14 protein-coding genes are annotated in these 17,353 nt (G+C 39.3%); 5 read left to right on the top strand and 9 right to left on the bottom strand.

Annotated features, from left to right (window positions below; translation table 11 throughout):
* From BMG01_RS05030 to BMG01_RS04995, 8 genes are all read right to left on the bottom strand, one after another.
* Positions 1–984 (bottom strand): aldose epimerase family protein, encoded by a 984-nt coding sequence (locus tag BMG01_RS05030; RefSeq protein WP_004910005.1) that lies wholly within the window; start codon positions 982–984, stop codon positions 1–3.
* A 56-nt stretch (positions 985–1,040) separates the two neighbouring features.
* Positions 1,041–3,299 (bottom strand): glycoside hydrolase family 65 protein, encoded by a 2,259-nt coding sequence (locus BMG01_RS05025; RefSeq protein ID WP_004910000.1) that lies wholly within the window; start codon positions 3,297–3,299, stop codon positions 1,041–1,043.
* A 94-nt stretch (positions 3,300–3,393) separates the two neighbouring features.
* Positions 3,394–4,746, bottom strand: a complete 1,353-nt coding sequence (locus BMG01_RS05020) for an SLC45 family MFS transporter (protein WP_004909998.1) — start codon at positions 4,744–4,746, stop codon at positions 3,394–3,396.
* 210 nt (positions 4,747–4,956) lie between these two features.
* Positions 4,957–5,913, bottom strand: coding sequence for a LacI family DNA-binding transcriptional regulator (locus tag BMG01_RS05015; protein WP_036066178.1), 957 nt, complete (start codon positions 5,911–5,913; stop codon positions 4,957–4,959).
* A complete protein-coding gene (locus BMG01_RS05010) occupies positions 5,907–6,902 on the bottom strand; it encodes a LacI family DNA-binding transcriptional regulator (RefSeq protein WP_004909993.1) in 996 nt (331 codons plus the stop codon). Before BMG01_RS05010 ends, BMG01_RS05015 begins: the two co-directional genes overlap by 7 nt.
* Positions 6,903–6,964: 62 nt before the next feature.
* On the bottom strand, positions 6,965–7,813 hold the full coding sequence (locus tag BMG01_RS05005) for a sugar ABC transporter permease (RefSeq protein ID WP_036067551.1): 849 nt from the start codon (positions 7,811–7,813) through the stop codon (positions 6,965–6,967).
* A gap of 2 nt (positions 7,814–7,815) precedes the next feature.
* Complete coding sequence (locus BMG01_RS05000; RefSeq protein ID WP_004909989.1) at positions 7,816–9,177, bottom strand: carbohydrate ABC transporter permease; 1,362 nt, start codon at positions 9,175–9,177, stop codon at positions 7,816–7,818.
* Between the two features lie 61 nt (positions 9,178–9,238).
* Positions 9,239–10,471 (bottom strand): extracellular solute-binding protein, encoded by a 1,233-nt coding sequence (locus BMG01_RS04995; RefSeq protein WP_004909987.1) that lies wholly within the window; start codon positions 10,469–10,471, stop codon positions 9,239–9,241.
* A gap of 354 nt (positions 10,472–10,825) precedes the next feature.
* Here BMG01_RS04995 and BMG01_RS04990 point away from each other — a divergent pair, with 354 nt between their 5' ends.
* The 5 genes from BMG01_RS04990 to BMG01_RS11315 are packed head-to-tail and all read left to right on the top strand — an operon-like array spanning position 10,826 to position 17,234.
* Entirely contained in the window at positions 10,826–11,929 is a 1,104-nt protein-coding gene (locus tag BMG01_RS04990) for an ABC transporter ATP-binding protein (protein ID WP_004910350.1), read from the top strand.
* 50 nt (positions 11,930–11,979) lie between these two features.
* Positions 11,980–13,764: a glycoside hydrolase family 13 protein gene (locus BMG01_RS04985; RefSeq protein WP_004910347.1), complete on the top strand. Its 1,785-nt coding sequence runs from the start codon at positions 11,980–11,982 to the stop codon at positions 13,762–13,764.
* A 10-nt stretch (positions 13,765–13,774) separates the two neighbouring features.
* Positions 13,775–15,406, top strand: a complete 1,632-nt coding sequence (locus BMG01_RS04980) for an alpha-glucosidase (RefSeq protein WP_004910344.1) — start codon at positions 13,775–13,777, stop codon at positions 15,404–15,406.
* A gap of 18 nt (positions 15,407–15,424) precedes the next feature.
* A complete protein-coding gene (locus tag BMG01_RS04975; RefSeq protein ID WP_004910341.1) occupies positions 15,425–17,068 on the top strand; it encodes an alpha-glucosidase in 1,644 nt (547 codons plus the stop codon).
* A gap of 19 nt (positions 17,069–17,087) precedes the next feature.
* Positions 17,088–17,234: a hypothetical protein gene (locus BMG01_RS11315; RefSeq protein WP_004910338.1), complete on the top strand. Its 147-nt coding sequence runs from the start codon at positions 17,088–17,090 to the stop codon at positions 17,232–17,234.
* Between the two features lie 29 nt (positions 17,235–17,263).
* Here BMG01_RS11315 and BMG01_RS11630 read toward each other — a convergent pair.
* The coding region (locus tag BMG01_RS11630) for an IS3 family transposase (RefSeq protein ID WP_143470296.1) at positions 17,264–17,353 on the bottom strand (90 nt) is incomplete at its 5' end.

The raw sequence follows: 17,353 nt of genomic DNA, 5'->3' as shown, positions 1-17,353 counted from the left end.
TTATTTATCCTCACTTTTTTTAATTTGGTAAGTTACAGTATATGTTTTTGTTTCATTTGCTGGCAAAACAATATCGCCAAAGCCTTCATGATTAACCGCATCAGGCAAAGTCTGCATCTCAATAGCAAGCGCTGTTTTAATGTCACTGCTATCGTCAGGATTGGCAGTGAATACAACAACACCATTGCGATCTGAATCCACTGTCAAGGTCAAACTTTCATCGGGTGAAGTTAGTCCTACACCTTCCCCTTGACGGCTTGGATCTAATACCCAAGCATCATCATAATGCTCTTGTCCCAAGGCGTGTAAATGCGCAAAATCAAATTTTGTATTTTGATTATCAATCACGTTACCGGTTGGAATCGTGTTGTTATCAACTTCAAGATGTTGACGTGACGCAATTTGTAATTTATGCTGACTAATATCTTGATCCTTGCCAACTAAATTAAAGTATACGTGCGTCATTGGGTTGAACAATGTATTCTCGGTTGAAACGCCACTAAATATAATATCTAGACGATCTTCATCGTCCAATCGATAAGTCACTTGGGCAGCTAATTGACCGGCAAATTCATCATCAAAGGTACGTGTAAAATTAATTTCCGCCGCTGTACCCAAATTTCTTGCTTCACCGTGCCAATTAACTGCGTCAAAACCATTGATGCCAGAGTGTAAAACATTGCCATGATCATTTGGCGTTAATGTAAAATGTGCCCCATTAATATCATAATCAGTTTTTGATAAACGGCCACCAACACGACCAATTGTGTTTCCAAAATGTAATGGATTATCCAAATACGCGGCTAAATCATCAAATTGTACTAACAATTCTTGTTTGACACCGTCACGTTCAACGGAAAACGATTGCCAAGTTGCCCCGTATGAAATCGCAGTAATCTGTGTGTGATTGATATTTTCTAGGGTAAACGCCGTCACGACTTTTCCGTCAGGTAATTGCCCAAAATCCTTCTCTACTACTTTCATGATATCCTTTCCTGCTATACAGCAAATGAGCGATTCCTCGCTCATCATCATGCTTATTACTTTGTCAATTCGACATCTTGCCCTGATAGGTCAATCACTAATGGTTCACCTGAAATCAAGTCAACATGTGCACCTTGACCATCGACTGACACTTCCAAAACATGACCGCGGAATACCAAACGGAAAGCATATTTTGTCCAATTCTTTGGTAAGAATGGCTTCAAGTGGAGTTTACCATCACGAACACGCATGCCGGCAAATCCTTGCACAATCGCTAACCATGAACCTGTCATAGCGGTTATATGCAAACCATCTGACGTATCATTATTATAATTATCTAAGTCCAAACGGGCCGCACGTTCGTACATTTCAACTGCTTTATCTTCCATTTGTAAGTCAGCAGCCAAAATTGAGTGAACAGAAGGCGACAATGATGACTCATGCACTGTCAATGGTTCATAGAATTCAAAGTTGTTACGCTTTTCTTCTTCTGTAAACGCGTCTGGGAAATAGAACATAGCATGTAATGTATCAGATTGCTTAATATATGGCGAGCGCAAAATGCGATCCCATGACCAGTTTTGGTTAATTGGACGAATGTCTTGTGGCATATCAGCGATTGGTGTCAAATCTTTATCCAAGAATGTATCATGTTGAACAAAGATATGCTTTTTACCTGTCTTGGTATCAACATCAGCCTCTGGCAAATACATTTTATCAACAATTTCTTGCCACTTTGCTAATTCTTCATCCGTCAAAGCCAACTTAGCTTTTTCATCAGCATTAATTTCATCGTAGTGTTCAAGTGAGTATTGCAAAACCCACTTAGCCATCCAATTTGTATAGAAATTGTTATTAACATTGTTTTCATACTCGTTGGGACCCGTAACACCATGAATCATGTACTGATCGTTTCGGGCAGAATAGTGGACACGATCTGCCCAGAAGCGTGCGATATTATACAAAACTTGTGCGCCATCACCATCAAGCCATGAGTGATCTCCTGTGATGTTTGTATAATTATAAATCGCATAAGCAATTGTCGAATTACGGTGAATTTCTTCAAAAGTAATTTCCCACTCGTTGTGTGACTCAATACCATCAAAGGTCACCATTGGGTACAAAGCACCCTTTAAGCCTTGTTCTTTGGCATTATGGAATGCACCATCCAACTGATCAAAACGATATTGTAGCAATGAACGGGTCACAGACGGATCAGCAACACCAAGGTAAACAGGAATGGCAAATGCTTCGGTGTCCCAATACGTGGCACCACCGTACTTCTCGCCAGTGAAACCTTTTGGTCCGATATTCAAGCGTGGATCATTACCATAGTAAGTTGAGAATAACTGGAATAGGTTGAAGCGAATACCTTGCTGCGCCGCATCATCTCCTTCAATTTGAACATCAGCTTTTTCCCAACGATTAGCCCATTCTTGCGCATGTGCAGTATAGATATCGTCGTATGTTTGTGTGGCAAGATCCGCAGTTAGTGTTTCACCTGCTTTAATCACTTGAGCTAGGCTATCATAATCACGCGAAGTTGTCACAATCACGCGCTTTTCAAAACTAACTGAACCTTTAGCTGGTACTTCAATGTCAAAGTTATCAGTCACTTCTTTTTCAGAACGGTTCACACCATGCTTTTCACCGCCAACAAAGCTCTGACGGGCAACAACTGTAAATTGTGGCACACCAAACGGATTTTCAATCGTTTGCGTAGCGATAAATGATGAATTAGTGTCATTCCCTGCATCCAAAACTTGCCAAAACTTTTCATCATAATTTGAATCTTCATTGACAACGTCAGCGTCGATACTAGCATCAAAACGAATTGTGTGCGTTTGACCATCAGCAGATGACAACTCATAGTGAATATCTGCCAATTCCTTCACTGCTGCTGAAACTAAGCGCGTGATTTTAAACGTTACGCCAAACACAGTAAACGTTCGATTCAAAACACCATTTTTCATATCCAATGATACTTCAAAATCAGTCACATCATTCTTAGCTAGATCAACTTGATTGCCATCAACGTAAATGTCTGCTTTGACATAGTTTAGCGCATTGATAGCTTTTCCAAAGTAAAGTGGATAACCATTTTTCCACCAACCAACACGTGTTTTATCTGGGAACCAAACACCACCAACGTAAATTCCTTGATGTGTGTCACCGGAATAGACTTCTTCGAACATGCCACGCATGCCCATGTATTCGTTGCCCAAACTCGTCATAGATTCTTGGAGACGTTTATCTTCGGGATTCAAATCATGTGATGTAACTGTCCAAGGATCAACTTCAAAAATTCGTTTCATAAGACTTTCTACCTCTTCAATTTTTCTAATGCTTAGCTTCAGCGCTAATATCTACGACGACCGATCGCACATATTAACGCCGAAGCGTTAGCCATTATTGTGCATCTACTGGATTACTGTGAATTTCATTGATAAACCCAACACTAACAGCACCAATTAACATTAAGATTCCGGATACTAAGATCATTGATGGGAAATGTGAACCAAGTGCGGGGAATAGTGCAAAACTAGCAACCGAGGCTACAATTTGTGGTAAGCAAATTGAGCCGTTAAACAGTCCTAGATAAGTCCCCATGTGATCACCAGGCAATGCGTTGGTTACCATAATGAATGGGTATGCCATCATACCTGCCCATGAAATACCGATTAAAATAAATGAGCCAATCAACAAATACTGTGAGTGAATAAAGAACACTGATGTGAAACCAATTGCCCCCAAAAATAGTGACAAAGCATAACCTGTTTTGTTTTTGTTTGCTGGAATCTTTGATAATACTAGCGACCACACGACGGCTGCAATGGCATAAACCGCTGACATGATACCAAACCAGTTTCCACCATTTTGGTAACCAGCCGTTGTTGGATCAGTTGCATGGAAAATATTGTCTGCCACAGCACCAGTACCGTATGTCCACAAATATTGGAATGCCATCCAGCAAAAGAACTGAGTCAAAGTAACCATCCAAAATGTTTTTGGCGCGCGCTTTAACAAAGTTAAGAAGCCACCTTCACCATCATTTGGTGTGTTCAAAGCATAGCCATGATATAACTCATAAGTGGCATCATCGTATTCTTTTACGTTAAAGACCGCAATCAGTGAAAAGACAACTAAGACGATTGCACCAACATAGAATGAAATAATTACAGATGCTGGCACTTGACCTTTAGGCGCTGTGTTAGCAACACCAATCGCTGTCAGCAAGAATGGGAAAATGGTTGCCAACACAGATCCTGTATTAGATAAGAAGCTTTGAATTGAGTATGCGTATGACTTTTGGTCTTCATTAACCATGTCACCAACAACCATCTTGAAGGGCTGCATCGCAACGTTAGAACTCAAATCCATGAACAAAATTGTGATAGCCCCAAACCATAACCCAGCAGTAGTTGAAAAACCAAAACTACCTGAGTTAGGCAACAAGAACATCACGATGACTGACACAAGAGCGCCAACCAATAAATAAGGCATACGACGACCAAAACGTTTTGTCCATGTGCGATCTGAGAAATAACCAACAAGTGGTTGTACGAACAATCCTGCCAACGGTGGTAGGATAAAGAAAAATCCTAACTTAGTGGGATCAGCACCCAATGTTTGAAAAATACGTCCCATTTGGGAACTCTGCAATGAGAATGCCATCTGCACGCCCAAAAATCCAAAACTCAGCATCCATATGGTTCTCAGCGGCAAGTTGGGCAGCCCCTGCCCTTTTTGCTTATCTGCCATAATTACTTCCTCCAAAAATTATTTTGAAACATAACTTGTTTGCTCTAATCATGCACCAATTCTTTGAACAATTCGCGATAAAATTGTATCTTCTTCATTAGAATTTGGACACATGTTTGAAACAACATTATATGTAACCGTTTACATTTTATAGTATAAAACATTTTAATAATTAATGGAAGCGTTTGTACAATGTTAACGGTAACATCATCACAGACTTGTTGTCTCCCGAACAACAATATCTGGCGAAACGCTGACATTGTTTGTTTCTAAGGTAGTTTCCGATTCAATCTGAGAAATGATTTGTGCGACAATTTTTTCAGCAATTAAGGCAAACGGTTGTCTCACAGTGGTTAATTGTGGCTGAGTCAGCTGATCAATGAACACACCGTCGAATCCGATTACGCCACATTCACGCGGAATATGATAAACACGCTGAACCGCACGTAACACACCAAGTGCAATCCGATCAGTCGCACAAACAATCGCAGTTGGTAATTGAAAATTGTGCATTAAGTTCGTTACTAATGTGTCCGCTAAGTGGGCATGATTTTCAGTTTGATAAACGCTAACGCGACCGCCTTTTTGTGCCATAACTGCTCGATAGCCAGCTTCACGTTGCTTAGCAAAGGGTAAATCTAACGATAAACCAATATAATAAATATCACGATATCCCTGCCGCCACATATATTTAGTTGCTTTTTCAATCCCAGCCTGATTATCCACGTCAACAGATGATAAGGGACAATTTGTTGGCGCTGCGCCATAAAGTGTGACTGGTACGTCAAGCGCTTGCAATTTCGACAAATCTTCTTGTCGCCAGCCGCTGACAATGATGCCGTCAATACTTTTCGTTTCTGCCGTAATATCTAAGCTAATTTCCAGCGTGTAGCCTTTTTGTTGTAGATTTTGAGCTAATCGAATCAATAATTTGGCATAATTCGGTTCAACTGTTGCAACATCTTCTAAAAGTAAGAAACGAATGACATAATGGCGTTGGTTGACTAATGCCCGTGCGACTTGATTTGGCACATAGCCGACTGCTTCAATTGCTTGTTGTACTAGCGTCATCACTTCAGGTGATACTTGATCTGGATGATTAATTACACGGCTAACTGTCATTTTTGAGACATGCGCCTTTCGCGCAACATCGTTTAAATTCACCATGTCTCATCACCAAATTCAGGTAAACGATAGGGCACAATCACGTTTGTTGCCTTAGTTTGCTCCAGCACAGAACGCTGATCGTTAAACAATAATCGGACCGCTTCACTGCCCAAACTACGCGGTAACACATCAACTGAATAGAAATCCTTACCACCAAGTCGTGCATATTCAGAACGATTAAAAGCAATCGTTGGCAATTTTGGATGTGTGGGCAAATGTGCTTGTGCTTGATTACGTGCCAGATAACCAATTTTGTCATCGCTAGCAATAATGCCGTCGATTTCATGATGCAATTCAAAGTAGCTCTCCAACACCTGCTTTTGAGCATGAAAATCAATTGGTAATGATAAGACTTGACCCTCTGGTTGTGCAAGATGAAACCCAATTTCACGATTTCGCTCATAACGCCAATCAGCCAACGTACGAACAAAAAGTGGTGCTTTTAGATTAAATTGATGAACTAGCTGTCTAGTTGCCTCTTCCCCAGCTCGTCGATTATCATTATCAACATATAAAACATCATTAGCTTGCTCCGGCTCACCAGTGACAACAACACGGGCGTTGTTTTCTCGTAATAATTCAGAAATCGGATCATTTTCAACAGTGTAAAGTAGTATAAACCGGCGAACTTGTCCGGCTTCCACCATCATTTTAACGGCATTATAGACTTCAGACCAATTGCTGCCCGTCGCAGTAGTCAACAAGTATTGCCGCGCAACGAGTTGAGAATTAATCCCAAATAGTAATTGCATGGCAAAATCATTTTCAGCACTATCTGCGGCCTGTGGTTGAAAAACAACACCCACCGTGTTGCTTTCACCTTGTGTTAAGTTCCTTGCAGCAAAATTTGGCGTATAGCCCATATCTTGTGCAATTTTTTTAATACGTTCCTTTGTTTTAACACTAATTTTCGGTGAATCAGCCAACGCGCGCGAAACCGTTGAAATAGCAACTCCAGATTTATTTGCAATATCTTGTATTGTTACCATAGCGACCTCCTGTACACGTTATTTTAACATGAAAAAGATTGGGACTGACGCCCCAATCTTTTTTAACCTTTGACCGAGCCACTCGTCACACCAGAAACGTAGAATCGTTGCAACACAATAAACAAAATCGTAATTGGGATCGCAATAATCACTGCCCCCGCAGCGAAACTCATGAACAATGAATTAGCCGTTTCTTTAGTCATCATCGAATATAATCCGATTGCAACTGTATAATTTTTAACATTGTCACCCATAATAACCTGAGCAAAAATGAATTCCATCCAAGGACCAGTAAAAGCTGTCAATGCCGTAAAGACAATGATTGGTTTAGATAATGGCAAGGTAATTTTGGTGAAAATTTGCCATTTAGTTGCCCCATCTAACATGGCACTTTCATCCAATGAATACGGAATCGTATCAAAAAATCCTTTTTGGATGTAAAATCCCAAACCAGCGCCAGATACATAAACTAATATTAAGGTAAATAAACTTTGCGTCAAACCAGCTGCTTTCAAAATATAATAGATAGCAAACATTGCCATAAAGCCCGGAAACATGTTCAAAACTAAGGCAACCTTCAAAAAAGGACCCTTTAACTTAAATCGTAAGCGACTCAATGAGTATGCCATTGCTAACACTAAAGCTGTGGAAATAAAGCCGCTCACAATCGACACAAATAACGTATTCAAGAACCAGCGACCAAAAGGGTATTGTGAGTTGGTAAAAAGTTGTACGTAGTTATGAAAGGTGTAGGTTTTTGGCCAAAAATAGTTTACAAACGCGCCACCTTCGCCACGGAAACTAGTCAGTATAATCCAGAGAATGGGCACGACCCAAACAATCGCCATGACAGTCAATAATAGATACAAAATCATTGTATTACGGCGTTTTACGCCTTTTAAGCTATGCATTGTTATGCCTCCATTCCAGAATTTGATATTTTCTTATAAGCAATCAATGAGAATGTTGCGGACAAAATGAAGATTAAGATACCAATTACCGAAGCTAAGTTATAATCAGCAGTATTCAAAGTTAAATTGTATAACCAAGTAATCAGCAAATCTGTTGATCCAGCGCCGTAATAATTAGAATTAGCTGGTCCACCACCTGTTAACAAGTAAATCACGTTAAAATTGTTCACATTACCAATGAACTGTTGAATCAAACTCGGTGCCATCACAAACACAATTTTCGGAAATGTGATTGACTTGAAAATTTGAAATTTATTAGCGCCATCAATTTCTGCTGCTTCAATTTGTTCTTCGGATTGATTTTGTAAGATCCCCGTTGTCACCAACATTGTAGCTGGAATACCAATCCATAAGTTGACAACAATAATTGTAAACTTGGCAAACAATGGATTTGTGAAAAATGGTAACGATGTTTTAATCAGACCAGAGTTGATCAATAATGTGTTAACTAGTCCGCCGTCAGCAAACATATTGTTCATAATCAGTAAACTAATGAAGGCTGGAATTGCCATTGTTAAAATGAAGATAGTTCGAAAAACTTTTTTACCTTTGATGCCCTTAGCATTGATCATCATCGCCAAGATAACGCCAAAGAAAAATGAGGTTACTGTTGCTGCAACAGCCCAAATTAACGTCCAAGCCAATACTGGGAAAAAGGTATTGGCCATTTGCCCTGAAATAACATTACCAAAATTCGCAAATCCGACCCAACTAAATAAATTTTTGGGTGGCAAGTGGTTGTGATCGTATGATGTAAAAGCAATCGCAATCATATAAATCAATGGCAAAATGGTAAAGAACAAAACACCTGTCATCGGAATTGCCATCAAAGTCACATGCATTTTTTCGTCAAGCAAGGACGCTAAGTCTTGCTTCAACGTTGGCAGTGTCTCACCGGCTTGTTTCAATTCCCATATTTTACGCGCCGATCCCAAATTAGCACGATATAAGAGAATAAACAGTACCGTAATGATAACCGCTAACATGCCCCACAGTAGCAAAAGCATCGAATTATCACCCGCTTTTAATACAGAAATCCCTAACTTTTTGTCATAAACCAAACCCTGTGCATGTGTTCCCAGCGTTATCATGTTGTGATAAGCTTTTAATCCTGTCGTGAATAACCACGCCACCCAAGATATTTCTAGTAATAAAAAGATGAATCCTTTGAGATATTGCTTATTGGCAATGTTGGCAGCTCCCATAATTATATAAGAAGCCTTAGTTGCACCATCTGCTTTTTTAAATAACTTTGTTAGTGGTATATGCTCTTCAAAAGTCGAATGCTTTTTTCTTTTAAACATCTTTCTTTCCATCCTTCATAAGTATGTACACAGTGAGTGATAGCCACTCACTGCTTTACTTTTATTTAACTGATTTTGAGGCATTTTTAACCAGAGTGGTTAGCTTTGGCAACATTTGACTGTCTGAAATCTTGCCCTTGTATGTGTCGTTAAACAAGGCATCAGCTGATGTCCAGAAATTAGCCATGGCCGGTGAATTAGGCATTGGTGTTGAATAACCTTTCTTCGACATGTCAACAACCGCCTTTGCAAGCGCATCATTTTGAATATTTTGAGAGGCCTGAACTTTTTTAGATGATGGAATGTAGTGCGAATTTTTGAAACCAAGCTTTTGTACCTTGTCACTTGACAAGTACTTGGCTAACTTCATCGCTGCCAACGGTTGCTTAGTATCTTGTTTAACACCAAACAGCTTCACACCCAAGAACGCTTGCATCTGTTTTTCACCAGAACCCAAGTCAACTGTTGGATATGGTGCAATTCCTAAGTTGTCACCGAGTGCTTTTTTATAGTCATTGTATGACCATGGGCCAGACAAAGTTGCCGAAATTTTACCTGATTGTAGCAAACTTAATGTGTTCGTGCTGGATTGAACAACACCCGGATTGTCTTTTTGAGCTTTCATCCACTTCAATACGGATACACCTTTTTTATTGTCAATATTTGTACCCTTTGCTTTTTCACCATTAGCGCCATACAAGGTGTCTCCGGCAGTGTAAAACAGTGGTGAGAAAATGTAGTTAGCACCGGCTGAGGCTAAATTGGTACCCATCTTACCCTTGGATGTCAAACTAGTCCAAGATTTAATATCATCATTACCGAGTTGCGTTTTGTTATAATACAAGACTTGTGACTCAATACCGTAAGGATAGCCGTACACCTTGCCCTTATAGGTTGCAGCTTTCATCGCATTAGAAATTTGTGTTGATTTAAGGCTTTTAGCATATTTGGTGTTTTGATAAATTAATCCCTGAGAAGCTAGCGATCCAATTTGATCATGTGGAAACATGAATACATCTGCAGCAGCCGATGGGTCTTTTTGCAAATTCTTCAATGCATCTGTTGAGCTCGTGTACTTAATAGTGACCTTGACACTAGGGTTCGCTTTTTCAAAATCCTTGACAGCCTGAACGTAGGTTGGTTTTGTATCCGTGTCCACCCACAACTTTAACTTTTTCGTCTTGGCAGCACTTACTGTCGGTGTGTCAATTGAAACACTTAATAATCCAACGGCAGTTGAAGCCGTCAGCAATGTTACCATTGCGCCAGTCGTCACGCTCATCATTTTTCTCATGATGTTTTTCCTCCAGAAAAATTCTCTTTGTATTTTTGATTACGCAATCATCATAAAACATTTACCCGATTAATGCAAGCGCTTACATTTTTATTTTTTAAGAATTGGTCTAGACAAGCTATGATATTTTTATTGATAATAATTGAGCATATTAAAGAAGTATTTTTTTATTAAGTATGAATTATCTGTGATTTTATTACTAACTTAATCATATTTTTCACAAGCATATAAATTTTGGTATGACACTTTTGTGGAAACGCTTGCATTTATTTTTAAATATGCTAATCTAATTTATGTAAGCGCTATCATTTTTTATAGTTGCGATACCCGATATTAAAAAACGAGGAAGAAAAAATGGCTGAAATTCGTTTGGAACACATCAATAAAACATATCCACACATGACAACGCCATCCGTGGCAGATTATAATCTTCAAATTCACGATAAAGAATTTATTGTGTTTGTCGGTCCGTCTGGTTCCGGTAAATCAACTGTTTTACGCATGATCGCCGGCTTGGAAGAAATATCTGGTGGTGAATTTTTCATTGACAATAAATTAATGAATGATGTTCCACCTAAAGACCGAGATATTGCGATGGTTTTTCAAAATTATGCCCTCTACCCACATATGAGCGTGTTTGATAATATTGCTTTCGGCCTCAAATTGAGAAAAGTACCCAAAGCTGAAATCACACAGCGTGTTCAAGACGCAGCGAAAATTCTTGGCATTGAAGACTACCTTGATCGCAAACCCGCTGATTTATCTGGTGGTCAAAGGCAACGTGTGGCGATGGGTCGCGCAATCGTTCGCGATGCGAAAATTTTGTTAATGGATGAACCGCTATCTAACCTCGATGCAAAATTACGTGTTGAAATTAGAGCAGAAATTACCAAAATTCACAAGCGGATTGGTGCCACTACTATTTATGTGACGCATGACCAGACAGAAGCTATGACACTGGCTGATCGCATTGTTATTATCGACCACGGTGATATTCAGCAAGTCGGTACACCACAAGAACTCTACAATGAACCTGCTAACATTTTTGTTGCCACATTCATTGGTATGCCATCAATGAATATGATTTCTGGTCAGTTCAGTCATGATATATTGACCACAAAAGATGGCTTTAGTCTGAAAATTCCGCTTGGTATGGCTAAACAACTCACTGCCCGTGGCTACGAAGGCAAACAAGTTGTCTTTGGTGTCCGACCGGAAGATATTCACTCCGAGCAAGTATCACTCGACACCTATCCCGAAAGTAAAGTTACAGCAACTGTTACCATTGCAGAACTAATGGGCGCCGACTCAATGTTGTATACGCAAGTTGGTTCACAACAACTGATCGCTCGTGTCAATGCTCGCGATTACAATCAACCCGGTGCCTCAGTTGAACTCGCTATCAACACCAATAAAGGACACTTTTTTGATGCCGATACGACACAGCGTATTGTCTAAGACTGTCGCAAATCCCCTGACATTTTAATCCATTAACGAGGCAATTATTTATGAATGAAGCAGCAATTTATCACCGCCCTGAATCTGAATACGCTTATTTATATAAAGCAGATGAACTAAGATTACGCATCCGAACAGCAAAAAATGATATTCAATCAATTAGCGTCGTTGCTGGAGATCCTTATAATTGGCAGAACGGTACTTGGCAAAAATCGGCCAATGTTGTCATGAAAAAAACACTTGTCACTGAAACACATCAATATTGGCAAGCATCATTAACAGCGCCTTTCAATCGCTTAAACTATGGCTTTATTTTAACTGACAATCTCGGCGATTCCATTTTTTATGGTGATCAAGGATTTGAAACACTCACATCCTCTTCAAATGATGACAACAGTTTGATGGGTGCTAATAATTATTTCAAAATGCCCTATTTTCAAGAAATTGATCGTTTTAAAGCACCAGAATGGGTCAAAAAAACTGTATGGTACCAAATTTTTCCTGAACGGTTTGCCAATGGTGACACATCAAATGATCCATCTGGAACATTACCTTGGCGGTCAGGTGATCATCCCACCGCTGAAAGCTTTTATGGCGGGGACTTGCAGGGTATCATAAAGCATTTAGATCACTTCAGTCAACTTGGTATTAACGGCTTGTATCTCACACCTATTTTTAAAGCACCTACTAATCATAAATATGATACGCAAGATTATTTTGAAATCGATCCACATTTTGGTACAAAAGAAGATTTTAAATTATTGGTTGAAAGAGCACATGCGGCCGGAATTCGAGTGATGCTTGATGCCGTGTTCAATCATATCGGTGATCAAAGTCCTCAATGGCAAGATGTTATTGCTAATGGTCGTCAATCAAAATACGCTGATTGGTTTCATATTCATGACTTCCCTGTGCGTTATACGCCGACTGATAATTTTGAATATACTGCAGACGCAAATTATGATACATTTGCATTTACGCCGCACATGCCAAAACTTAATACCGCTAATCCAGAAGTACAAGATTATCTGATTGACATCGCGACCTACTGGATAAAAGAATTTGATATTGATGGCTGGCGTTTGGACGTGGCAAATGAAGTTGACCATCATTTCTGGAAAAAATTCCGCGCAGCAACTACGGCCATCAAGCCTGATATTTATATACTTGGTGAAATTTGGACAAGTGCACAATCATGGCTGCAGGGCGATGAATTTTCGGCCGTCATGAATTATGCTTTCACAGGATCAATTGTTGACTTTTTTGCCAAACAACAAATTTCGCCCTCCCAGATGGTCCATAAACTCAATGCACAACTTATGCTAAATCGTGATCAAACCAATCAGGTGATGTTTAATCTACTTGACTCACATGATGCGCCACGCATTCTAACCGTAGCACACAATAATAAGGCAATTGTGAAACAAATGTATACTTTTACATTTTTACAGCAAGGTACGCCTGATATCTATTACGGTAGCGAATATGCAATGAGTGGTCAACAAGATCCAGATAACCGCCGGCCTATGGTTTGGCAAAGTGATCAACAAGATGCAACGATGTATGACTTTTTGAAGCAACTGATTCGGCTACGTCATGATTATCAAACTGTCTTGTCTGAGGGAACACTGTCCTGGGAGACGGATGATAACAAAAACATCGTTGGTTTCACACGTCAGCTAGGTCAAACAAAGATATTCGCAATATTCAATGCTGGGAATACAAATTACGAAATACCAACATCAATTGATATATCTCACATCATTTCAGAGCAGTTGTACAACAGTCACATCATTCAGCCTAATGGCTTTCTTGTGACGATTTCTAATCAGTAAGGAGTTTTTTATGACAGCACCTTGGTGGCAATCAGCCGTTGTTTATCAAGTCTATCCCCGTTCATTTCAGGACACTAATCATGACGGCATCGGTGATCTTAGAGGGATTATTTCACATCTTGACTACTTGCAAAAACTAGGCGTTGATGCAATATGGTTGTCACCAGTCTATGCTTCTCCAAACGATGATAACGGCTATGATATCAGTGATTATGAAAATATCATGGCTGAATTTGGTACCATGACCGACATGGAAGCTTTAATTCATGATGCTCGTGAAAGAAATATCAAAATCGTGATGGATCTGGTATTAAATCATACTTCTGATGAGCATGTTTGGTTTATTGAATCAAAGCGAAGTCGTGATAACGATTATCGTGATTTTTATGTCTGGCGAGATGGTACTCATAATGCTGAACCAAATGACCTACATTCTGCATTTGGTGGTAGTGCCTGGACATTAGATCCACTCACGAATCAATATTATTTACATCTATTTAGTCCAAAACAACCAGACTTAAATTGGACCAATCCTGACGTCAGACAAGCAATCTATGACATGATTAATTTCTGGATTGACAAAGGCGTTGGTGGTTTTCGTTTAGACGTCATTGATTTGATTGGTAAAATACCAGATGACAAAATAACCGCTAATGGGCCTAAGCTCCATGACTACTTAAAAGAAATGAACCAAGCAACGTTTGCTAATCATGATTTGATGACAGTTGGCGACACTTGGGGTGCGACACCTGACATCGCCAAATTATATACGCGTCCTGACCGAAAAGAACTATCAATGGTTTTTCAATTTGAACACATAACTCTCGATCAAGAATCTGGTCAAGACAAATGGTTTTATATCCCATTAGATGTTAGCAAACTCAAGGTTGTCATGACCAAATGGCAAACACAGCTCAACAGTGATGATGGTTGGAATTCACTTTTTTGGAACAATCATGATTTACCTCGGATTGTATCGCGATGGGGTAATGATACAACTTACCGCGTGGTGTCCGCAAAAATGTTGGCAATTCTACTGCACATGATGAAAGGCACACCCTACATTTATCAAGGTGAAGAAATTGGGTTAACCAATACACCTGTCAAAGATATTTCTGCCTTACGAGATATTGAATCATTAAACTATTACCATGATTCACTTAAGGATGGCTATTTATCAGCTGATGTGATACTTGATCAAATTAATCATAAAGGTCGTGATAATGCAAGACGACCTATGCCTTGGCGCAACAGCCTAAACGGTGGTTTCTCTGATGTTGACCCCTGGATTGATGTCAATAGCAATTACCCTGATATTAATGTTGAAGCTGCTTTGAATGATTCCAACAGTATTTTCTACACTTATCAAAAATTAATTACGCTTAGACATCAAAACCCAATTGTTGTCTATGGTGATTTTGAGCTCATTGATACAGTTGATCAAGTTTTTGCCTATTACCGACACTATCATGATCTAACTTGGCTAGTTGTGACTAATTTCAGTAATCAGACCAATACGTTTACAAGTGAAGATCACATAGAAGCTACCATAATTGCAAATTATGACGCACCCAAAAATTTGCATAATAAAACACTTCAACCTTACGAAGCATTTGTGGTTCAAGTCACGACAAAATTGTAATTTTGGAGGTATTTATTGATGACAAAAAATAATCCACTGTGGTGGCAATCAGCGATTGGCTATCAAATTTATCCACGCTCCTTTCAGGATACAAATCATGATGGTATCGGCGATTTGCAGGGTATTATTAAGCGCCTACCCTATCTTAAATGGCTTGGTATTGATTTTATTTGGCTAAATCCAATTTATACCTCACCAAATGTCGACAACGGTTATGACATTGCTGATTTTCAAAACATCGCTTCAGAGTATGGTACGTTATCTGATTTCAAAACGCTTATTGCAGCTGCTCACAAACAAGATATCCGCGTCATTATGGATTTAGTTGTCAACCATACATCAAACCAGCATGCTTGGTTCAAAGCAGCCAAAACCAGTCGTACTAACCCTTACCACGATTTTTATATTTGGCAACCAAATTATAATCACCAGCCACCAAACAATTGGACTAATTTTACTGGAGATAGTGTTTGGACCTATAATCAAGCAACTGATGAATGGTATTTCCACTTGTTTGCGCCAGAACAGCCTGATTTAAATTGGGAAAATCCATCTGTACAAACCGAAATTATCAATATGATTACTTGGTGGTCTGAACAAAATATTGATGGTTTTCGTCTGGATGCGCTCAGTCATCTTAAAAAGGTTTCATTTGAGATACCACAACCCACTGGTGAACATCAATTTGATATTTTTGCTAATAATCCAGGCATCGAAAAATTTTTAAAACGTTTGCATGATACTTTTAAATCACTTCATTTGATGACTGTTGGTGAAGCTGGTGGTGTTCATGCTGACACTGCTAGAAATTGGACGGGGCCACAGGGTTTCATTGACATGATTTTTGAATTAGAACATCAATCTCGTCAATCAGATGTACCGCCGCGCGCCGACATCAATCATTTACTTGCTAGTTTGATAACGTGGGAGGAACAACTAAATTCACAGGGCTGGCTAGGCATCTATTTAGAAAATCATGATCAGCCTAGATCATTGACTGTTTATGGTGACAACAATCCTTTAGCAGCAAAAAGCTTGGCAACTTTGTTGCTCACATTGCGAGGCACACCTTTTATTTATCAAGGCGAGGAATTAGGCATGATCAATATCCCCTTTACCTCGCCAGACCAAATTGATGATCCACCAACTTATCATGATTTTCAACGCTTCAAGTCGGCTGGTATTGCAACAGATTTAGCTTTAAAAAAAGCAACAAGTTGGTCGCGTGACAACGCTCGAACCCCCATGCAATGGACGAAATTCGGCTTTTCCGACAATGCAGCAGATTCTAAAAAGACATGGCTAGTGACTAATCCTAACACGACAACGCGTAATTACCAAGAAGACAAAGAAAATCCTGACTCAATACTGAATTACTATCGTCGTTTAATCGATCTCCGTCGACATGATGACACATTAAAATCAGGTGATTTTAAGTTAATCACTATGGAAAAAACTAACATTTTAGTATTTACACGAAATTCAACAGATAGCCAACGATTAATTGTCATCAACTTGTCAGATACCCCTCAAACAATTTCCCTACCCGAACAACTACTCAATAAAGGCTGGCAGCCATTGATAGCGACTATTAATCCTATTCCAGAAATATCACAATCTATCCACTTGCAACCTTTTCAATCTATTATCTGGTATAATTAACGTTTTAAAGGAGCAGATCATGGGTAGATATCAAATTGATTTTAAACAAAAACAAGCCGATGCTAAATACAAATCGGGCCAACAAACACAAACAACGAAAGCTGACAAAATTGCCGAAATTAGAGCAAAAATGGTCGCTAACAAAAAGCAATCCAAACTGAAGTGAACCCCAATAGTTGGACAAAATAAAATTAATTAACTAACAGACTCAGTGGTGAGTTGTCGATATTGAACCGGCGACAAACCATTGAGTTTTTGTTTGATCCGGTGATTGTTGTAATAATT

The sequence above is a fragment of the Leuconostoc sp. BM2 genome, assembly GCF_002095565.1.
Lineage (GTDB): Bacteria > Bacillota > Bacilli > Lactobacillales > Lactobacillaceae > Leuconostoc > Leuconostoc falkenbergense.
Note: the sequence above shows the minus strand (reverse complement) of the source record. Positions and strands in the feature narration are given on the sequence as shown.

Coding starts and splice junctions, on each gene's coding strand:
- BMG01_RS04990 (WP_004910350.1), top strand. CDS start 10,826: ATGGCTGAAATTCGTTTGGAACACATCAATAAAACATATCCACACATG.
- BMG01_RS05020 (WP_004909998.1), bottom strand. CDS start 4,746: ATGGCAGATAAGCAAAAAGGGCAGGGGCTGCCCAACTTGCCGCTGAGA.
- BMG01_RS04980 (WP_004910344.1), top strand. CDS start 13,775: ATGACAGCACCTTGGTGGCAATCAGCCGTTGTTTATCAAGTCTATCCC.
- BMG01_RS05010 (WP_004909993.1), bottom strand. CDS start 6,902: ATGGTAACAATACAAGATATTGCAAATAAATCTGGAGTTGCTATTTCA.
- BMG01_RS05000 (WP_004909989.1), bottom strand. CDS start 9,177: ATGTTTAAAAGAAAAAAGCATTCGACTTTTGAAGAGCATATACCACTA.
- BMG01_RS05030 (WP_004910005.1), bottom strand. CDS start 984: ATGAAAGTAGTAGAGAAGGATTTTGGGCAATTACCTGACGGAAAAGTC.
- BMG01_RS04995 (WP_004909987.1), bottom strand. CDS start 10,471: ATGAGAAAAATGATGAGCGTGACGACTGGCGCAATGGTAACATTGCTG.
- BMG01_RS11315 (WP_004910338.1), top strand. CDS start 17,088: ATGGGTAGATATCAAATTGATTTTAAACAAAAACAAGCCGATGCTAAA.
- BMG01_RS05005 (WP_036067551.1), bottom strand. CDS start 7,813: ATGCATAGCTTAAAAGGCGTAAAACGCCGTAATACAATGATTTTGTAT.
- BMG01_RS05025 (WP_004910000.1), bottom strand. CDS start 3,299: ATGAAACGAATTTTTGAAGTTGATCCTTGGACAGTTACATCACATGAT.
- BMG01_RS04985 (WP_004910347.1), top strand. CDS start 11,980: ATGAATGAAGCAGCAATTTATCACCGCCCTGAATCTGAATACGCTTAT.
- BMG01_RS04975 (WP_004910341.1), top strand. CDS start 15,425: ATGACAAAAAATAATCCACTGTGGTGGCAATCAGCGATTGGCTATCAA.
- BMG01_RS05015 (WP_036066178.1), bottom strand. CDS start 5,913: ATGGTGAATTTAAACGATGTTGCGCGAAAGGCGCATGTCTCAAAAATG.